Annotated in this window: 17 protein-coding genes; 2 read left to right on the forward strand and 15 right to left on the reverse strand. The window is 67.6% G+C overall.

The genetic code is table 11. The annotated features are described in order from the left end of the window. Positions 1–52: 52 nt before the first annotated feature. From mnmE to PIGHUM_RS02150, 15 genes are all read right to left on the reverse strand, one after another. Positions 53–1,429, reverse strand: a complete 1,377-nt coding sequence (gene mnmE, locus PIGHUM_RS02080; RefSeq protein ID WP_124077578.1) for a tRNA uridine-5-carboxymethylaminomethyl(34) synthesis GTPase MnmE — start codon at positions 1,427–1,429, stop codon at positions 53–55. 109 nt (positions 1,430–1,538) lie between these two features. Continuing rightward, a complete protein-coding gene (gene yidC, locus PIGHUM_RS02085; protein ID WP_124077579.1) occupies positions 1,539–3,221 on the reverse strand; it encodes a membrane protein insertase YidC in 1,683 nt (560 codons plus the stop codon). 42 nt (positions 3,222–3,263) lie between these two features. Further along, complete coding sequence (yidD, locus tag PIGHUM_RS02090) at positions 3,264–3,644, reverse strand: membrane protein insertion efficiency factor YidD (protein ID WP_124077580.1); 381 nt, start codon at positions 3,642–3,644, stop codon at positions 3,264–3,266. 43 nt (positions 3,645–3,687) lie between these two features. Continuing rightward, positions 3,688–4,092 (reverse strand): ribonuclease P protein component, encoded by a 405-nt coding sequence (locus tag PIGHUM_RS02095; protein WP_124077581.1) that lies wholly within the window; start codon positions 4,090–4,092, stop codon positions 3,688–3,690. 67 nt (positions 4,093–4,159) lie between these two features. Beyond that, entirely contained in the window at positions 4,160–4,294 is a 135-nt protein-coding gene (rpmH, locus tag PIGHUM_RS02100) for a 50S ribosomal protein L34 (RefSeq protein ID WP_124077582.1), read from the reverse strand. Between the two features lie 298 nt (positions 4,295–4,592). After that, complete coding sequence (locus tag PIGHUM_RS02105; protein ID WP_124077583.1) at positions 4,593–5,393, reverse strand: urease accessory protein UreH domain-containing protein; 801 nt, start codon at positions 5,391–5,393, stop codon at positions 4,593–4,595. Between the two features lie 61 nt (positions 5,394–5,454). Beyond that, positions 5,455–5,715: a hypothetical protein gene (locus PIGHUM_RS02110; protein ID WP_124077584.1), complete on the reverse strand. Its 261-nt coding sequence runs from the start codon at positions 5,713–5,715 to the stop codon at positions 5,455–5,457. Continuing rightward, positions 5,712–5,906, reverse strand: a complete 195-nt coding sequence (locus tag PIGHUM_RS02115; RefSeq protein WP_425466660.1) for a FixH family protein — start codon at positions 5,904–5,906, stop codon at positions 5,712–5,714. The genes PIGHUM_RS02110 and PIGHUM_RS02115 overlap by 4 nt, the downstream gene beginning before the upstream one ends. A 31-nt stretch (positions 5,907–5,937) precedes the next feature. Beyond that, positions 5,938–7,392 carry a cytochrome c oxidase accessory protein CcoG gene (gene ccoG, locus PIGHUM_RS02120; protein ID WP_124077586.1) on the reverse strand — a complete coding sequence of 485 codons (1,455 nt, stop codon included), beginning with the start codon at positions 7,390–7,392 and terminating at the stop codon, positions 5,938–5,940. Continuing rightward, a complete protein-coding gene (gene ccoP / locus PIGHUM_RS02125) occupies positions 7,389–8,315 on the reverse strand; it encodes a cytochrome-c oxidase, cbb3-type subunit III (protein ID WP_124077587.1) in 927 nt (308 codons plus the stop codon). Before ccoP ends, ccoG begins: the two co-directional genes overlap by 4 nt. Next, positions 8,312–8,488 (reverse strand): cbb3-type cytochrome oxidase subunit 3, encoded by a 177-nt coding sequence (locus PIGHUM_RS02130; RefSeq protein WP_124077588.1) that lies wholly within the window; start codon positions 8,486–8,488, stop codon positions 8,312–8,314. Before PIGHUM_RS02130 ends, ccoP begins: the two co-directional genes overlap by 4 nt. A 3-nt stretch (positions 8,489–8,491) precedes the next feature. Further along, positions 8,492–9,130 (reverse strand): cytochrome-c oxidase, cbb3-type subunit II, encoded by a 639-nt coding sequence (ccoO, locus tag PIGHUM_RS02135; protein ID WP_124077589.1) that lies wholly within the window; start codon positions 9,128–9,130, stop codon positions 8,492–8,494. A gap of 13 nt (positions 9,131–9,143) precedes the next feature. Continuing rightward, entirely contained in the window at positions 9,144–10,616 is a 1,473-nt protein-coding gene (gene ccoN / locus PIGHUM_RS02140) for a cytochrome-c oxidase, cbb3-type subunit I (protein ID WP_124077590.1), read from the reverse strand. Between the two features lie 80 nt (positions 10,617–10,696). Further along, complete coding sequence (ccoS, locus tag PIGHUM_RS02145) at positions 10,697–10,891, reverse strand: cbb3-type cytochrome oxidase assembly protein CcoS (protein WP_160142104.1); 195 nt, start codon at positions 10,889–10,891, stop codon at positions 10,697–10,699. Next, the gene (locus tag PIGHUM_RS02150; protein ID WP_246012865.1) at positions 10,891–13,359 is read right to left on the reverse strand and encodes a heavy metal translocating P-type ATPase; all 2,469 of its coding nucleotides are present in this window, start codon (positions 13,357–13,359) and stop codon (positions 10,891–10,893) included. Before PIGHUM_RS02150 ends, ccoS begins: the two co-directional genes overlap by 1 nt. Before the next feature lie 212 nt (positions 13,360–13,571). Between PIGHUM_RS02150 and dnaA the strand changes: the two genes are divergently transcribed. Together dnaA and dnaN are read left to right on the forward strand one after the other, a co-directional pair. After that, entirely contained in the window at positions 13,572–15,101 is a 1,530-nt protein-coding gene (gene dnaA / locus PIGHUM_RS02155; protein ID WP_124077592.1) for a chromosomal replication initiator protein DnaA, read from the forward strand. A gap of 243 nt (positions 15,102–15,344) precedes the next feature. Continuing rightward, positions 15,345–16,451: a DNA polymerase III subunit beta gene (gene dnaN / locus PIGHUM_RS02160; RefSeq protein WP_124077593.1), complete on the forward strand. Its 1,107-nt coding sequence runs from the start codon at positions 15,345–15,347 to the stop codon at positions 16,449–16,451. The last annotated feature ends 3 nt before the right edge of the window (positions 16,452–16,454 follow it).

Below are 16,454 nucleotides of genomic sequence, written 5' to 3' on the forward strand. Positions count from 1 at the left end.
GGTTAGGTGGGTTCGATCGGCCCGTATGTGTTTTTGCCAAGGGTTTTTGAGCTCACTTCCCAATACAAAACCGAGAAAAAATCACCCCCAGCAAATCATCGCTGCTGAACTCCCCTGTAATCGACGTCAGCGCCTCGTGCGCCAACCTCAATTCCTCCGCGAACAAATCCAGCACCCGATCGCTCTGCGCCGCATGCTCGCCCGCGATCTCCAGGTGATCCGCGGTCACCAGCAGCGCCTGGATATGCCGCTCGCGCGCCAGGTAGGGCGATTCGAACGAAGGGTTCCAGCCGGCGATCGCGAGCAGTTCCTGCTTGAGCGCGTCCAGCCCTTCTCCGGTCCGCGCCGAGACGTATAGCCGCTTGGTGCCTTCGGCCTGTTGCTGTGCGACCTGCCCCGGTTCGGCCAGGTCCATCTTGTTGACGACCTCGAGCACGGGCGTGCGCGGAGGCAGCTTCGAGGTGATGGCCGCATCGAGTTCGGGCCCGGGGCGGGTGGCGTCGATGAGGTGGACGATGACGTCGGCTTTGCCAATCTCGGCCCAGGTGCGTTCTATGCCGATGCGCTCGACGGTGTCTTCGGTGTCGCGCAGGCCGGCGGTGTCGACGATGTGGAGCGGCACGCCGTCGATGGCGATTTCTTGGACGACTTTGTCGCGGGTGGTGCCGGCGATGGGGGTGACGATGGCGGCTTCGAAGCCGGCCAGGGCGTTGAGCAGGCTGGATTTGCCGACGTTGGGCTGGCCGGCGAGCACGACGTGCAGGCCTTCGCGCAGGATGGCGCCCTGGCGGGCCTGGGAGAGTAGGCGGGCGAGGTCGGACTGGATGACCGCCAGGGTTTCGCGGGCCTGGTATTTCTCGAGGAATTCGATTTCTTCTTCGGGGAAGTCCAGGGTGGCTTCGACCAGCATGCGCAGATGGACGATGCGGTCGGCCAGGCCGTGGACTTCGTTGGAGAAGGCGCCGGTGAGGGAGGCTGCGGCGCTGCGCGCCGCAGCTTCGGACGAGGCGTCGATGAGGTCGGCGACGGCTTCGGCCTGGGCCAGGTCCATGCGGTCGTTGAGGAAGGCGCGGCGGGTGAATTCTCCCGGCTCGGCCAGGCGCATGCCGGTTTCGCGGCCGGCCTGCAGGCAGCGCGCCAGCAGCCGGCGCAGCACGACGGGGCCGCCGTGTCCTTGCAGTTCGAGCACGTGTTCGCCGGTGTAGGAGTGCGGCGCGGGGAAGGAGAGCGCGATGCCTTCGTCGATGGCGGTGCCGCCGGCGTCGCGGAACGGCAGGTAGTGGGCGTGGCGCGGCGTGAGCGTACGGCCCAGCAGCTCGCGCATGAGGCCGTCGAGCGGCTGGCGGGAGGAGACGCGCACCACGCCTATGCCGCCGCGTCCGGCGGCGGTGGCGATGGCGGCGATGGGATCCTGGTCGGAATGGGACATGGCGGGAATGAGCGCTGGCGGGCGTTGCCCACACTGTAAAACAAACGGCCCCGGACGAAGCCGGGGCCGCGAAGCACGTCCGGGGCGGCGCGGCCGCCCCGCGATGCCGTCAGGCTTTCACCAGGTGGTGGGTGACGTACCACTGCTGCGCGATGGACAGCACGTTGTTCACGACCCAGTACAGCACCAGGCCGGCGGGGAAGAAGAACATCATGCCGCCGAACACCAGGGGCATGATCATCATGACCTTGGCCTGCACGGGATCGGGCGGCGTGGGGTTGAGCTTCATCTGCAGGAACATGGTGGCCATCATGATGGCGGGCAGGATGAACCAGGGATCGGTCGCCGCCAGGTCGTGCACCCACAGTATCCACGGCGCGTTGCGCATTTCGACGCTGGCCAGCAGCACCCAGTACAGCGAGATGAACACGGGCACCTGGACGATCATCGGCAGGCAGCCGCCGATGGGATTGATCTTCTCGGTGCGGTACAGCTCCATCATCGCCACGTTGAGTTTCTGGCGGTCGTCGCCGTACTTTTCCTTGAGCGCCTGCATGCGCGGAGCGACCTTCTTCATGCGGGCCATGGACTTGTAGCCGGCGGCCGACAGCGGGAAGAACACGAGCTTGATGATCACCGTCAGCGCGACGATGGTCCAGCCCCAGTTGCCCAGTATCTTGTGCAGCCAGGTCATCAGCAGGAACAGCGGCTTGGCGATGATGGTCAGCCAGCCGTAGTCCACCACGAGGTCCAGCCCGGGGGCGATGGCGGCCATGGCGGCCTGGTCCTGCGGGCCGATCCACAGGCGCGCGTCGACGGTGCTGCCGGTGCCGGGCGCCAGCGTGCCGACCGGCTCGATGGCGCGCACGGCGTAGAGGTTGCTGCCGACCTTGGTCATGTCGTAGTTGCGGGCCACGCCTTCGGGCGGCACCCAGGCCACGGCGAAGTAGTGCTGGATCATGCCCAGCCAGCCGTCGTTGGCCGATTTGGCGAAGCTGGCCTTGCCCTTTTCGATGTCCGAGAAGTTGACCTTCTGGAATTTGCCTTCGGCGGTGTAGACGGCCGGGCCGGTGAAGGTGTTGTAGAAGTGGCTTTCGCCGGGCGGCTTGTTGCCGTCGCGGGTCAGCTGGAAGTACAGCGAAGGCGTGACGGGCTCGGCGCTGACGTTGACCAGGTTGTGCCGCACGTCGATGGCATAGCCGCCGCGGTGCAGGATGTAGGTCTTGAGCACCTTGACGCCGCCGCTTTCGGCTTCGAACGAGACCTCGAGCGTGTCGCCGGTCAGTTCGCGCGCCGGGGTGGTGATGCGGAACGGCGTGCGGTGCGTGGGGAAGGAAGCGCCGCTGGCGGCGCCGACGACGCCGCTCTGCGCCAGGTAGACGCGTTGGGCGGAATCGTCCAGCAGCACGGTGGGACGCTCGCGGTCGTCGCTGTCGCCGTGCTTGAGCAGCTCGGCCTTGACGATCTGGGCGCCCAGCGTGTCGAAGGTCAGGCGCAGCACGTCGGTGGTGATGACGACCTTTTCGGCCGCGACCGGCGTGGCCTGCTGGGCCGGCGCGGAGGCGCCGGGGACGGCATCGCTGCCCGCCGCGGGCGCGGGCGCGCTATCGGCGCTGGGCACGCCGGCCTGGTCGGCGGGCGGCTGGGCGGCAGGGTTCTGGGGAGCGGTCGCCGTCTTGGCGGGCGCGGATCCGAACATCGAAGGATGTCCGTTGTGTTTCTGCCAGCCATCCCACAGGAAAAGCAGGGATAGCGAAAAAATCATCCAGAGGATGGTGCGTTGCATGTCCATGGACGGTAGTTTCCAGTCGTCGCGGCAAAGTCCGCTAGTGTACTAGGTCCCCCCCCTACGCGCTTCGCGCGCCCCCCCAGGGGGGCGGCACTGGCGGACCGGCTGAGCCGGATCCGCTGTGCCCTGGGTTTGGGCGTGCTTCGTGGGGGGGGATGTCGTTGGGTGTGCCGGCGGCACGGGATCAAGGCCGCCTTGCGCGTAGGGGTGGCAGCGGCAGATGCGGCGCAGGCCCAGGTAGGTGCCGCGGGCGGGGCCGTGTTGCTCGATGGCCTCGATGGTGTAGGCGGAACAGGTGGGGGTGAAGCGGCAGGATTGTCCGATCCAGGGGCTCAGGAAGTAGCGGTAGAAGCGGATGGGCCAGATCAGCAGGCGGCGCGCCGGCGTGGAACCCTTGGGTAATCCCTTGCCTGGTTGGTGCGTCACGATTGTCTGTCCTCGCCGTTCGACCGCGCACGTGCGCGCCGGTCTATCCTGATTGCCCGTTTCCTGCCTGCTCCGGGACGGGCGCCGGCCGCCAGGCCTTGATCGCGCGGCCCAGGTGGGCGTTGATCTCCTGCCTGGCCTGGCGCTTGAGTTCCGTCAGCGAGCATGCGGGAATGCGGGCGTGCAATCTCAAGACATAATCGGCGGCCGGCAGTTCCGCGCGGCGCAGCCGGAAGGCCTCGCGCGCGACGCGCTTGAGGGCGCCGCGGCTGACCGACAGCGGCGCGAAACGCTTGCCCACGACCAAGCCCAGCCTGGGTTGGGCCGATGCGGCCGCGCTCAAAACAAAAAGCGCCCCTTTTGCAAGGCGGCGCCCTTTCAGCGCAGGGGCGAATTCCGCCGGGCTGCGCAGCCGCGCGGTGCCGGGGAAGGACGCGCGCGGATTCAATGTTGCTGTGCTGCGAGGCCTGTCCTGCTGCCGCAACGGCCGGCGGCGGACTGGCGCTGCGCGGCCCTTAGATGGCCAGGCGCTTGCGGCCCTTGGCGCGGCGGGCGTTGATGATGGCGCGGCCGGCACGGGTCTTCATGCGGACACGGAAACCGTGGGTGCGCTTGCGACGGGTGACGGAAGGTTGATAGGTACGTTTCATGGCAGTTCCTGCTGAGTTCCGGTATGGGTATGAAAGCCGCCCCGGAAGCTTGCGCAGTCCCGGTCTGTGAATGGGCCAGGCGCAGCCGGCAACCCTCCTGCGAAAGGAAAGCGCGCGCATGCCCAGCATGGTTCAGAGCGGAAAGACTGCCAACCCAGGGTCTTGGATTCCGTCCGATCTTCAGCTCGAAGTTCGGAAAGCCCTCCATCCTGTCAAATTAATCTGTTTCTGTCAAGGTTTTACCGGCAAATCGGCTACTGAGCGTGGTATGGGGCTGCCGGGCGCCAAGCCGCTTCGGTCACCAGACGACGCAGAATCCCTGTTCGAGCAAGGTTGCCGGCAAGGTGGCGGCGCGCGCCAGGCCGACCATGCCGAATGCCGCGATGGCCGTGCCGCCGCCGATGCGCCAGGCCCGCAGCCGGGCGCGCCGCCGCAGCCATCCGGCCAGGCCGGACATCGCCACCAGGTTGGGCAGGGTTCCCAGGCCGAATGCCGCCATGGCCAGCGCCCCGGACGCGGCATTGCCCGCCACCAGCGCGATCGCCAGGGCGCCCAGCGACATGCCGCATGGCATCAGTCCCCAGCCCAGGCCGGTGAGGAAGCGCTCCAGCAGCGGCCTGCCCGCCAGGCGGGCGCGTACCGCGGCGGCGGCGCGGGACTGCACCACACGGGCTCCGGTGGCCATCCATGCCCGTACCAGCGCGGCGCGCCACCGGTTCGCGGCGCCCGGGGCCGCGTCCGGCCGAACCGCGCGCATCACCAGCACCGTGCCGTAGATGCACAGCAGGGAGGCTCCCAAGACCAGCGCGCCGCGCTGCAGCGGCAGCCATTGCTGGCGCCAGACGTTGCCGCCCAGGCCGCCCGCCAGCGCGCCCAGCATGGCATAAGTCAGGATGCGGCCGCCGTGCATCACCAGGGTTTCCAGGCCCAGCCGCCACGGCGCCGCGCGCCGCAGCACGATCAGGCGCGGGGCATGCCTGTGCTCGATCGCCATGACCAGCCCGCCGCACATGGCGGCGCAATGCACGCCGCCCAGCAAGCCCAGCAGCAGCATGCCGGTCAGCGCCGGCCAGCCCGACGACAGGGCCCAGGCGGTCATGTGCCCTCCCGCGCATCGCCGCATCGATGCCGCATGGGGAGCCGCGCACGCCGCGCCATGTTCACAGGAGCTCGTCGGCGTCGCGGCCGTCCGAGCGCGCGGAGCCGTTCGACAAGTAGAGCGTGAGGCCGCTCGACACCCCGGCGATCGCCCAGATCAGGAAAAAGGCGCAGGTATAGAACGCCTCGCGCGACATCTCGACCGGATGGCCGCCGATGGCCAATCCACGAGGGTCGAGCAAGGTGAACACCACCACCGCGGCCGCCGAGCTGGCGAGGAAGGCGGGCCACAGCACCCACATGAACGCGCGCCGGCGATTCATCGCGCCTGCTCCACCACCAGGCCGCGCTTGACGATGGGGCCGGGCACCGGCGGATCGTCGTGCGTGACGGCCAGCGCGATGGTCGCGATGCATGCCACGATCACGATGGCGGGGCCGGCCATCAACAACCAGGGCCAGGGTTCTTTCCACCAGGGCCCGGCATCCCTATCCAATTGCTGCTGCATCTGCATACCTCGCTCTGTCGGGGTTCAGACCGAACCGCTATGGAACAATGAAACTCGATTTTTCCTGCAGCACCGTCGGCTTGCCGCCGTTGCCGTCCGCATGCACGACGAACTCGATGCGATGCGTACCCGGCTGGGCCTGGCCGACCGGCAGCGATACCCGTATCGGCACCAGCCGGTTCGAGGCCGGCGCCAGCTCGATGCCGACGCTCCCGTCGAGGCCTTGCGCCCGCAGCTCGGGGAGGCCCTGGACGTCCAGCCGCAGGTGCTGGGCCTGCTCGGTGACGTTCATCAATTGCAGCTGGTAGACGTTCTCGATCATCCCGCCTTCGACTTCGCGGGCCAGTACCGAGCGGTCCCGTATCACGTCCATGCGCAGCGGCTCGCGGGTAGCCAGCAGGCCGACGAAGGCCGCGGCCAGCGCGAGCCAGATTGCGCTGTAGATCAGCACGCGCGGCCGCACCAGCCGGCGTCGCGCCTGGCTGGGCGTCAGGCGCAGCTCGATGGCGCGCTCCGAGGTATAGCGGATCAGGCCGCGCGGATACTGCATCTTGTCCATGACCTGGTCGCACGCGTCGATGCACAGGCCGCAGCCTATGCATTCGTATTGCAGGCCGTCGCGGATGTCGATGCCGGTGGGGCACACCTGGACGCAGATGCTGCAGTTGACGCAGTCGCCGAGCCCGACCGAGCGGGGGTCGGTCTTGCGCGAACGGCTGCCGCGCGGTTCGCCGCGGCCGCCGTCGTAGGTGACCACGTAGGTGTCTGGATCGACCATCACGCTCTGGAAGCGCGCGTACGGACACATGTACCGGCACACCTGCTCGCGCATGAAGCCGGCGTTGCCCCAGGTGGCGAAGCTGTAGAAGACCAGCCAGAACCATTGCCACGGCCCCAGGTCGCCCTGCCAGACCTGGCCCGCCAGTTCGCGGATGGGACTGAAATAACCGATGAAGGTCAAGCCCGTCCAGACCGCCACGACCAGCCACAGCGCATGCTTGACGGCCTTGCGCCGGATCTTGTCGAACGTCCACGGCGCGGCCTCGAGGCGGATGCGCGCGAAGCGGTCGCCTTCGGCCAGCCGCTCTATCCACATGAAGATCTCGGTATAGACCGTCTGCGGACAGGCGTAGCCGCAGAACAGCCGCCCCGCGACCGCGGTGAACAGGAACAGCGCGAGCGCGCTGAGGATCAGCAGCAGCGTCAGGTAGATGATGTCCTGCGGCCACAGCACCATGCCGAACAGGTAGAACTTGCGCGCGCCCAGGTCGAACAGCACCGCCTGGCGGTCGTTCCAGGTCAGCCAGGGCAGGCCGTAGAAGATCGCCTGGGTGAGCAGCACCAGCACGACCCGCCATCGCGCGAACACGCCGCTGACCGAACGCGGGTGGATCTTGCGGCGGACCTCGTACAGCGCTTGTTCCAGGCCCTCGTCGTTGCCGGCGGCCCGGGGCGCGGCGCGCCTCCCGGACGATTCTTCCGTGGTGTTCATCGCGGGGTTTCCCCGGGCCGGGTGAGACCCCATACGTACGCGGTCAGCAGGCGGATCTGCTGCGGCGTGAACAGGTGTTCATGCGCCGGCATCTGGTTGTCGCGGCCCTTGGTGATGGCCTCGGCGATGGTGGCGGCGGAACTGCCGTACAGCCATACGCCGTCGGTCAGGTTGGGGGCGCCCAGCATCTGGTTGCCCTTGCCGTCCACGCCGTGACAGGCCGCGCAGGTCGACCTGAAATCGCTCCTGCCGCGCGCCGCCTTGATGGGATCCGCCGCCAGCCCGGAGAGCGAACGCACGTATTGCGCCACGTCGGCGATGGCGCGCGCGTCCAGCTGCTCGGAGAACGGAGGCATGACGCCGTGGCGCCCCTTGGCGATCGTTTCGTAGATGGTTTCGGGCGAAGATCCGTACAGCCAGTCGCCGTCGGCTAGGTTGGGGAATCCCTTGCTGCCGCGGGCATCCGAGCCGTGGCACTGGGCGCAGTTGTTCAGGAACAGCCGCTGGCCGATCTCCTGGCCCTGGGCGTCGCTGGCGATGGCGGGGATGTCCATGTTTTCGAAGCGCGCATAGACGGGCTGCACCTGTTCGCGCAACCGGGCCTGCTGCTCGACCAGCGCGCCGGTGCTGGACCAGCCCAGCCAGCCCTGGAACTTGCCCAGCCCGGGGTAGAGGAGCAGGTAGCCCACCGAAAATATGCAGGTCAGCAGGTACATCCACATCCACCAGCGCGGCAGCGGGTTGTTCAGCTCGCGCAGGTCTTCGTCCCAGACGTGGCCGGTATCGGCCACCGCGCCGCTCGCATCGGCCGGTGCACTCTTGATGCGCCGCTGCGACATCAGCAGCCAGCCGCACCAGAAAATGCCGGCCAGCGCGATGGCGCTGATGTAGTAGCCCCAGAAGTCGGTATGGAAATCGCTCATTGCGCGCGCTCCTCGCCGTGCGCCGCGACGGCGCTCTCTTCGGGAAGCGCGAACGGCAGCAGCGCCGATTCGCGGTTGGCCTGCGCCCGTGCGCCGGACCAGGCCCACGCCACGATGCCCAGGAAGGTCAGCAGCGACACCACGGTCGCGATCGATATCATCAAGCTAGCCATTTTTCACTGTCCCAGGTTCTTCGCTTCCACGCCCAGGCCCTGCAGATAGGCGACCAGGGCGTCCTCTTCGGTCTTGTTCGCCAGTTCCCCGGCCGCCTGCGCGATCTGCTCGTCGCTGTAGGGCACGCCCAGCTTGCGCAGGGTGCGCATGCGCGCCTCGATGTCGTCGCGTGCCACCGGCGTCTTGCGCAGCCAGGGATAGGACGGCATGTTCGATTCGGGCACCACGTCGCGCGGATTGTTCAGATGGACGCGGTGCCAGTCGTCGCTATAGCGGCCGCCCACGCGGGCCAGGTCCGGGCCGGTGCGCTTGGAGCCCCACAGGAAGGGGCGGTCGTATACGCCCTCGCCGGCCAGCGAGTAGCGGCCGTAGCGCTGCACTTCGGCGGTGAGCGTGCGGACCTGCTGCGAGTGGCAGCCCACGCAGCCTTCGCGGATGTAGACGTCGCGGCCGGCCAGGCGCAGCACCGAATAGGGCTCCATGCCGGCCACGGGGGTCGTGGTGGAATGCTGGAAAAACAGCGGCACGATCTGGACCAGCCCGGCGATGCTGACCACTGCGATAGTGGCCACGATCAGCCAGCCTACGTTCTTTTCCAGGGTCTCGTGGCGGAAGAAGGAAGTGCGCGTCGTCGATTTCATGACTCGTCCTCCCTCAAGCCAGGCGCGGTTCGGCCGAGGTGGGGAACACCGGCGCCGCGGCCGGGATCGGCGCATCGAAGGCACGCTGGCCGCGCGCGGTCATGATGAAGTTCCACGCCATCAGGCCCATGCCGCCGAGGAAGCACAGTCCGCCGATCAGGCGCACCACGTAGAACGGATACGTGGCCTTGACCGCTTCGACGAAGCTGTAGGTCAGGGTGCCGTCGGGCTGGGTGGCGCGCCACATCATGCCCTGCATGACGCCGGCGATCCACATCGCGGCGATATAGAGCACCACGCCCAGCGTGGCGATCCAGAAATGGAGTTCGATCATCTTGGTGCTGTACATCTGCTTCTGGCCGAACAGCCGGGGGAACATGTAATAGAGGGAGCCGATCGTGATCATGGCGACCCAGCCCAGCGCGCCGGAGTGCACGTGGCCGATGGTCCAGTCGGTGTAGTGCGACAGCGAGTTGACGGTCTTGATCGACATCATCGAACCTTCGAACGTCGACATGCCGTAGAACGACAGGGCGGTCACGAGAAACTTCAGGATGGGATCGGTGCGCAGTTTGTGCCAGGCGCCCGAGAGGGTCATGATGCCGTTGATCATGCCGCCCCACGACGGCGCCAGCAGGATCAGCGAGAACACCATGCCGAGCGACTGGGCCCAGTCCGGCAGCGAGGTGTTCTGCAGGTGGTGCGGGCCGGCCCACATGTAGGTGAAGTTCAGCGCCCAGAAGTGCACGATGGACAGGCGGTACGAATAGATCGGGCGCTCGGCCTGCTTGGGCACGAAGTAGTACATCATGCCCAGGAAGCTGGTGGTCAGGAAAAAGCCCACGGCATTGTGGCCGTACCACCACTGCACCATGGCGTCCTGCACGCCCGCGTAGGCGGAGTAGGACTTCCACAGCGTGGCGGGCAGTTCCATGTTGTTGACCACGTGCAGCAGCGCGATGGTCAGGATGTAGGCGCCGAAGAACCAGTTGGCCACGTAGATGTGGCGGGTGCGGCGCTTCATGATGGTGCCGAAGAACACCACCGCGTAGGCCACCCAGACCAGCGTGATCAGGATGTCGATGGGCCATTCGAGCTCGGCGTATTCCTTGCTGGTGGTGTAGCCCATGGGCAGGGTGATCGCCGCGGCGACGATGACCGCCTGCCAGCCCCAGAACGTGAAGGCCGCCAGGGGCCCCGCGAACAGCCGCGCCTGACAGGTGCGCTGCACGACGTAGTACGACGTGGCGAACAGCGCGCTGCCGCCGAACGCGAAGATGACCGCGTTGGTGTGCAGCGGCCGCAGGCGGCCGTAAGTGAGCCACGGCACGTCGAAGTTGAGCGCCGGCCAGATGAGCTGGGCGGCGATCAGGACGCCGACGGCCATGCCGACGATGCCCCATACGACCGTCATGACGGCGAATTGGCGAACGATGCGATAGTTGAATGTTTCGCCTGAAAGCGCGCTGCTGGCGCGGTTGTCCATGGCAGACCTCGGTTATGCGTAGTTTTGAATCCCCAGGCTGGGATCATGCGCAAGAGCCGGCTGCCGCGCCTTGATCAGAATCAACTGTCGTGCGTTCGCTGTCCGGGGTGTGGCGCGTCGGCCTCACCGGCGGGCGCATCGTCGTCCATCAGGATGGCGTGGCCCGCGCTGTCGATGTCTTCGAATTGGCCGTCGGACACGGCCCACCAGAGGGCGCCGGCCACGGCCAGGACCAGCATCAGGCTGAGCGGGATCAGCAGGTAGAGCGTTTCCATCAGCGCCGCAGCCTCCAGGCGTTGCCCACGACCAGCAGCGACGACAGCGACATGCCCAGCGCCGCCATCCATGCGGAGATCCAGCCCGAGGCGGCGAGCGGAATGAAGGAAAGGTTGTAGGCCAGCGCCCAGCCCAGGTTCTGCCGGACCACGCGGCGGGTGCGGCGGGCCGCATCCAGCGCGTGCGCCACGCCCATGATGCCCTGGCCGTTCAACAGCACGTCGGCGCTCGCGCGGGCCAGCGCCGTGCCTGCGGCGACCGCCATCGAGACTTGCGCCAGGCCCAGTTGCGGAGCGTCGTTGATGCCGTCGCCCACCGCGAGCACCACCGCGCCGCCGGCCTGCAGGCGGGCGACGTAGTCCTGCTTGCCCTCGGGGCTGACCCCGCCCGCGCAATGGCCGATGGAGAGATCGTCGGCCCATTGCCGGACCGTGGCCGCGGCATCGCCCGACACCAGATGCACGCGCTTGCCCATCGCCCGCAGCGCCGCGAGCAGCTCGCGGCTGTCGTCGCGCAGCGCGTCCTGCAGGACGAAGCGCGCCAGGGGGCGGTCCGGAGAAGCCAGCCAGACGTGGGTGGCGGCGGTTTCGCCGGCGGGTGCGGTATCGCTGCCGATGCCGGTAAAGCGCGCGCTGCCCAGGCGCAATTCCAGGCCGTCGACCTCGGCCTCGACGCCCTGGCCGGCCAGGTGCGTGGCCCGGCCCAACGCCGGCAGCGGCCGGCCCTGGGCGTGCGCCGCGGCGGCCAGGGCCAGGCCGACGGGGTGCGTGCTGCCTGTTTCCATGGCGGCGGCCAGGTCCAGGCAACGCGCGGCGTCCAGCGGCCCCATCGTTTCGATGTGGGCCAGCGCGAAGCGGCCCTGGGTGAGGGTGCCGGTCTTGTCCAGCACCACGTCGGTCACCTGCGCCAGCGTTTCCAGGGCATGCCCCTTCACCACCAGCACGCCCCGGCGCGCCAGCCGGGAGGTGGCCGCGGCCAGCGCCGCCGGCGTCGCCAGCGACAGCGCGCAGGGGCAGCTGACCACCAGCACCGCGATCATGACCGGCAGCGCGCGCGCCGGCTCCAGCCACCACCAGACCGCGCCGGTGACCAGCGCCAGCGCGATGAGCGCCGCCACGAACACGACCGCGATCCGGTCCGCCAGCAGCGCGATGCGCGGTTTTTCCTCGAGCGCGCGGTCGAGCGCGTGGATGATGCCGGCCAGGCGCGTCCGGCTGCCGACCTGTTCGACCCGCATCAGGACGGGGCTGCCCGTATTGAAGCTGCCCGCCACCAGGCCGTCGCCCGCCGCCTTGGCCACGGGCAGGCTCTCGCCCGTCAGCATGGCCTCGTCGAGCCGGGTGGCGCCTTCCAGCAGCGTGCCGTCGGCCGGCACGGCTTCGCCCGGGCCGATGCGCAGCACGTCGCCCGGGCGCACCTGCGGCAGCGCGACCAGTTCCGGCGCCGCGGCGGCCGGATAGCCGGGCAGCCGGGTACAGAGGGCCGGCAGTTGCGCCGCCAGCGCGCGGCCGCCGTCCTGCGCGTCGTGGCGCAGCACCAGCTCCAGGTAGCGCGCGGCCAGCAGCAGCGCCACGAACATCGTCACCGAATCGAAATACACCTCGCCCCGGCCGGCCACCGTGGCTGCCACGCTGGCGGCGAAGGCGGCCAGGATGCCGATCACCACCGGCAGGTCCATGCCGGGGCGGCGGTGGCGCAGCCCCCGCCAGGCGCCCTGCATCAGCGGCCAGGCGCTGTACAGGACCACCGGCAGGGTCAGCACCAGGCTGGTCCAGCGCAGCAATTCCCATTGGCCGGGCTCGATCGACGCCTCGTGCCGGTACAGCGGCCAGGCGTACATCATGACCTGCATCATGCACAGCATCGCTACGGCCATGCGCAGCAGCAGGCCGCGCTTGGCGCGCCGCAGGGCGTCGTTGGCGGCGCCCGGCTGGAACGGCGCGGCCCGGTAGCCGATGGCGGCGAAGGCATCGAGCACGCCGGCCAGGTCGGTGCGGCCGGTCTTCCAGCGCACCCGGGCCCGGCCGGTCGCATGGTTGACGTGGGCGGCCACCACGCCCGGCTGGCGCTCCAGGTGCTGCTCGCACAGCCAGACGCAGGCGGCGCAGCGGAGATTGTCCAGGGTCAGCGAGACCTCGGCCGTGTCGGCGTCGATCGTTCGCACATAGAGCGCTTCCACGTCCGGGCGGCCGAACAGCGCACGCGCCTGGGCCTGGCTGCCATCGGCGTCGTCCAGCGGCTGCCCCAGTTCCGTCCTGAAGCGGTAGAAGCTCTCCAGTCCCGCGCCGTGGATGGTCTGGGCCACGGCCACGCAACCCGCGCAGCAGAACCAGCGCTGCGCCCCCGCCACCGGCGCGCGCAGCACCGCGCCCTGCTGGCCGCAGTGGTAGCAGGCGGCTGCCGGAGCGGCAGGAGGAGCGGCGGCCGGCGTGCCCAGGGCGTCCGCGGACAGGGATGGCGTATTCACGCGCCGTATTGTGCGCGCGGGCGCGCCGGCGCGCCTTGATCCAGGTCAACGCCGGCCCGGCCGGCCGCCGGATCGCCGGCCTGGCGTCGGGCCCTGTGGATAACTCGGCCCCGCCGGAGTAGAATGAAGGGTTTCCGGACCGGCAAAAAAGCCACCAAAATACCGCCGCGCCCCCTGTCCTGTGCGGGCGCACCGGTCCTTTAGCGAGATTCATGGAAGATTTTTGGCAAACCTGCGCCCAGACGCTAGAGCAGGAACTCACCCCGCAACAGTACAGCGCCTGGATCCGTCCCCTCGTACCGCTGGCCTTCGATGAAGCCGGTGCGGTGCTGCGGGTTGCCGCGCCCAACCGGTTCAAGATGGACTGGGTTCGCAGCAACTTCTCCGGACGGATCGAGACCCTGGCGGCGGAGTGGTTCCAGCGCCCCGTGCAGGTCAAGTTCGAGCTGGATACGCCCAGGATGGCCCCGCCGCCGCCCCGGCCGGCGTCCACGGCTCCCTCCGCCCCGGCCGGCAACGGCCATGGCGGCGGGAACGGCCACGTCCGCACCGCGCCTGCGCCGCATGCACCGGCCCAGGCCGCCCTGGGTTTCCCGGCCGATCCGGTTGCCGCGGTCAACTCCGCGGCCGCGCGCGCCGCCCAGCGCGCGGCCGAGTCGCCGCGTCCCGCTCCGCCGCGCGCGCCCAAGGCCGAGCCCAGCGAAGCCACCGGCATCTACGAGCGCTCGCGCCTGAACGTCGAGCTCACCTTCGAGAATTTCGTCACCGGCAAGGCCAACCAGCTGGCCCGCGCTGCCGCGCTGCAAGTGGCCGAGAACCCCGGCACTTCGTACAACCCGCTATTCCTGTACGGCGGCGTAGGCCTGGGCAAGACCCACCTGATCCATGCCATCGGCAACTCCATGATGGCCGAGAATCCGGCGGCCCGGGTGCGCTACATCCACGCCGAGCAGTTCGTCTCGGACGTGGTCAAGTCCTACCAGCGCAAGGCCTTCGACGATTTCAAGCGCTATTACCATTCGCTCGACCTGCTGCTGATCGACGACATCCAGTTCTTTTCCGGCAAGAACCGCACCCAGGAAGAGTTCTTCTACGCCTTCGAGGCCCTGGTGGCGCTGCGCAAGCAGATCATCATCACCAGCGACACCTATCCGAAGGAACTCTCCGGCATCGACGACCGCCTGATTTCCCGCTTCGACTCGGGCCTGACCTGCGCGATCGAGCCGCCCGAGCTGGAAATGCGCGTGGCCATCCTGCTCAAGAAGGCCGAGACCGAAGGCGTGCACCTGCCGGAGGAAGTCGCGTTCTTCATCGCCAAGCACCTGCGCAGCAACGTGCGCGAGCTGGAGGGCGCCTTGCGCAAGGTCCTGGCCTACGCCAAGTTCCACGGCCGCTCCATTGTGGTGGACGTCTGCAAGGACGCCCTGAAAGACTTGCTCTCGGTGTCCAACGGCCAGATCACGGTCGAGAACATCCAGAAGACGGTGGCGGATTTCTACAAGATCAAGGTCGCGGACATGTACTCCAAGCGGCGGCCGGCCAATATCGCGCTGCCGCGCCAGATCGCCATGTATCTGGCCAAGGAATTGACCCAGAAAAGCCTGCCCGAGATCGGCGAGCTGTTCGGCGGCCGCGACCACACCACGGTGCTGCACGCAGTGCGCAAGATTTCGGAATCGCGCACCAAGCAGGCCGAACTGAACCATTCATTGCACGTGCTCGAACAGACCCTGAAAGGATGACCGAACGACACCGAAGCCCCATCCGGGGTCCTGTACGAAGAGCTGTGGACAAGCCCTGAGGCTTTTCTGGATAACCCCGCGCCCTTTTTTCCGACGCAAAGTTGTTCATCATTATGCGATAAGCTCCCGGCCAGTTCTCCACGCTCTAAAAACTGGACAAGCTATTGATTTATAATGCTTTTTTGAAGTAGTTCCAGTTATTCACAGGGTCCTATCACCTACCAACCCAAAGAAGGATTGGATATGCAATTGGTCAAAGCCTCACGCGATGCATTGCTGAAGCCGCTCGCGACCGTCTCAGGCATCGTGGAACGGCGGCATACCTTGCCCATCCTGGCCAACATCCTGTTGCGCAAGGAAGGCAGCCGCGTGTCGTTCGTTTCTACCGACATCGAGGTTCAGATCACCACCCATGCCGATTTCGGCGTGGGTGATGCGTCTGAATCCACTACGGTGGCAGCCCGCAAACTGCTCGACATCCTGCGCGCCCTGCCCGACACCGGTGACGTCGCGCTGTCGCTGGCCAACAAGAAGCTGTCCATCCAGTCCGGCAAGAGCCGTTTCGCGCTGCAGACCCTGGCGGCCGACGAGTTTCCGACCGTGGCCCAGCCCGCGTCGTGGAACGCCACGCTGACCATGCAGCAGAAATCGTTCAAGCACCTGCTGAACATGGTGCACTTCGCCATGGCCCAGCAGGACATCCGCTACTACCTGAACGGCATGCTGCTGGTGCTGGACGGCGCCAACGTGCGCTGCGTGGCCACCGACGGACACCGCCTGGCCTATTGCGCGGTCGGCATCGACGCCGAGACCCCCAGGCAGGAAGTCATCGTCCCGCGCAAGACCGTGCTGGAACTGCTGCGCCTGCTGGAGGACAGCGAAGACCCCATCGAGATCTCCGTTGCCGCCAACCAGATCTGCTTCCGCTTCGGCGATGTCGAGTTGATCTCCAAGCTGGTCGAGGGCAAGTTCCCCGACTACCAGCGCGTGATCCCGCAGGGCTACACCAAGCAGTTCCCGATCGCGCGCGAGGCGCTGCAGCGCAGCCTGCAGCGCGCCGCCATCCTGACGACCGACAAGTTCAAGGGCGTGCGGATGCAGATGGCCGACCACGTGCTGAAGATCTCTTCCAGCAACGCGGAGCAGGAAGAGGCCCAGGAAGAACTCGAGATCGACTACGGCTTCGAGCCCCTGGACATCGGTTTCAACGTCAGCTACCTGCTCGACGTGCTGGGCAACCTGAAGATCGAGACCGTGCAGCTGAGCGTGGGCGACGCGAATTCGTCAGCGCTGATCACGCTGCCGGACAACGCGGACTTCAAGTACGTCGTGATGCCGATGAGGATATAGAGG

Source organism: Pigmentiphaga humi (genome assembly GCF_900606115.1).
Lineage (GTDB): Bacteria > Pseudomonadota > Gammaproteobacteria > Burkholderiales > Burkholderiaceae_B > Pigmentiphaga > Pigmentiphaga humi.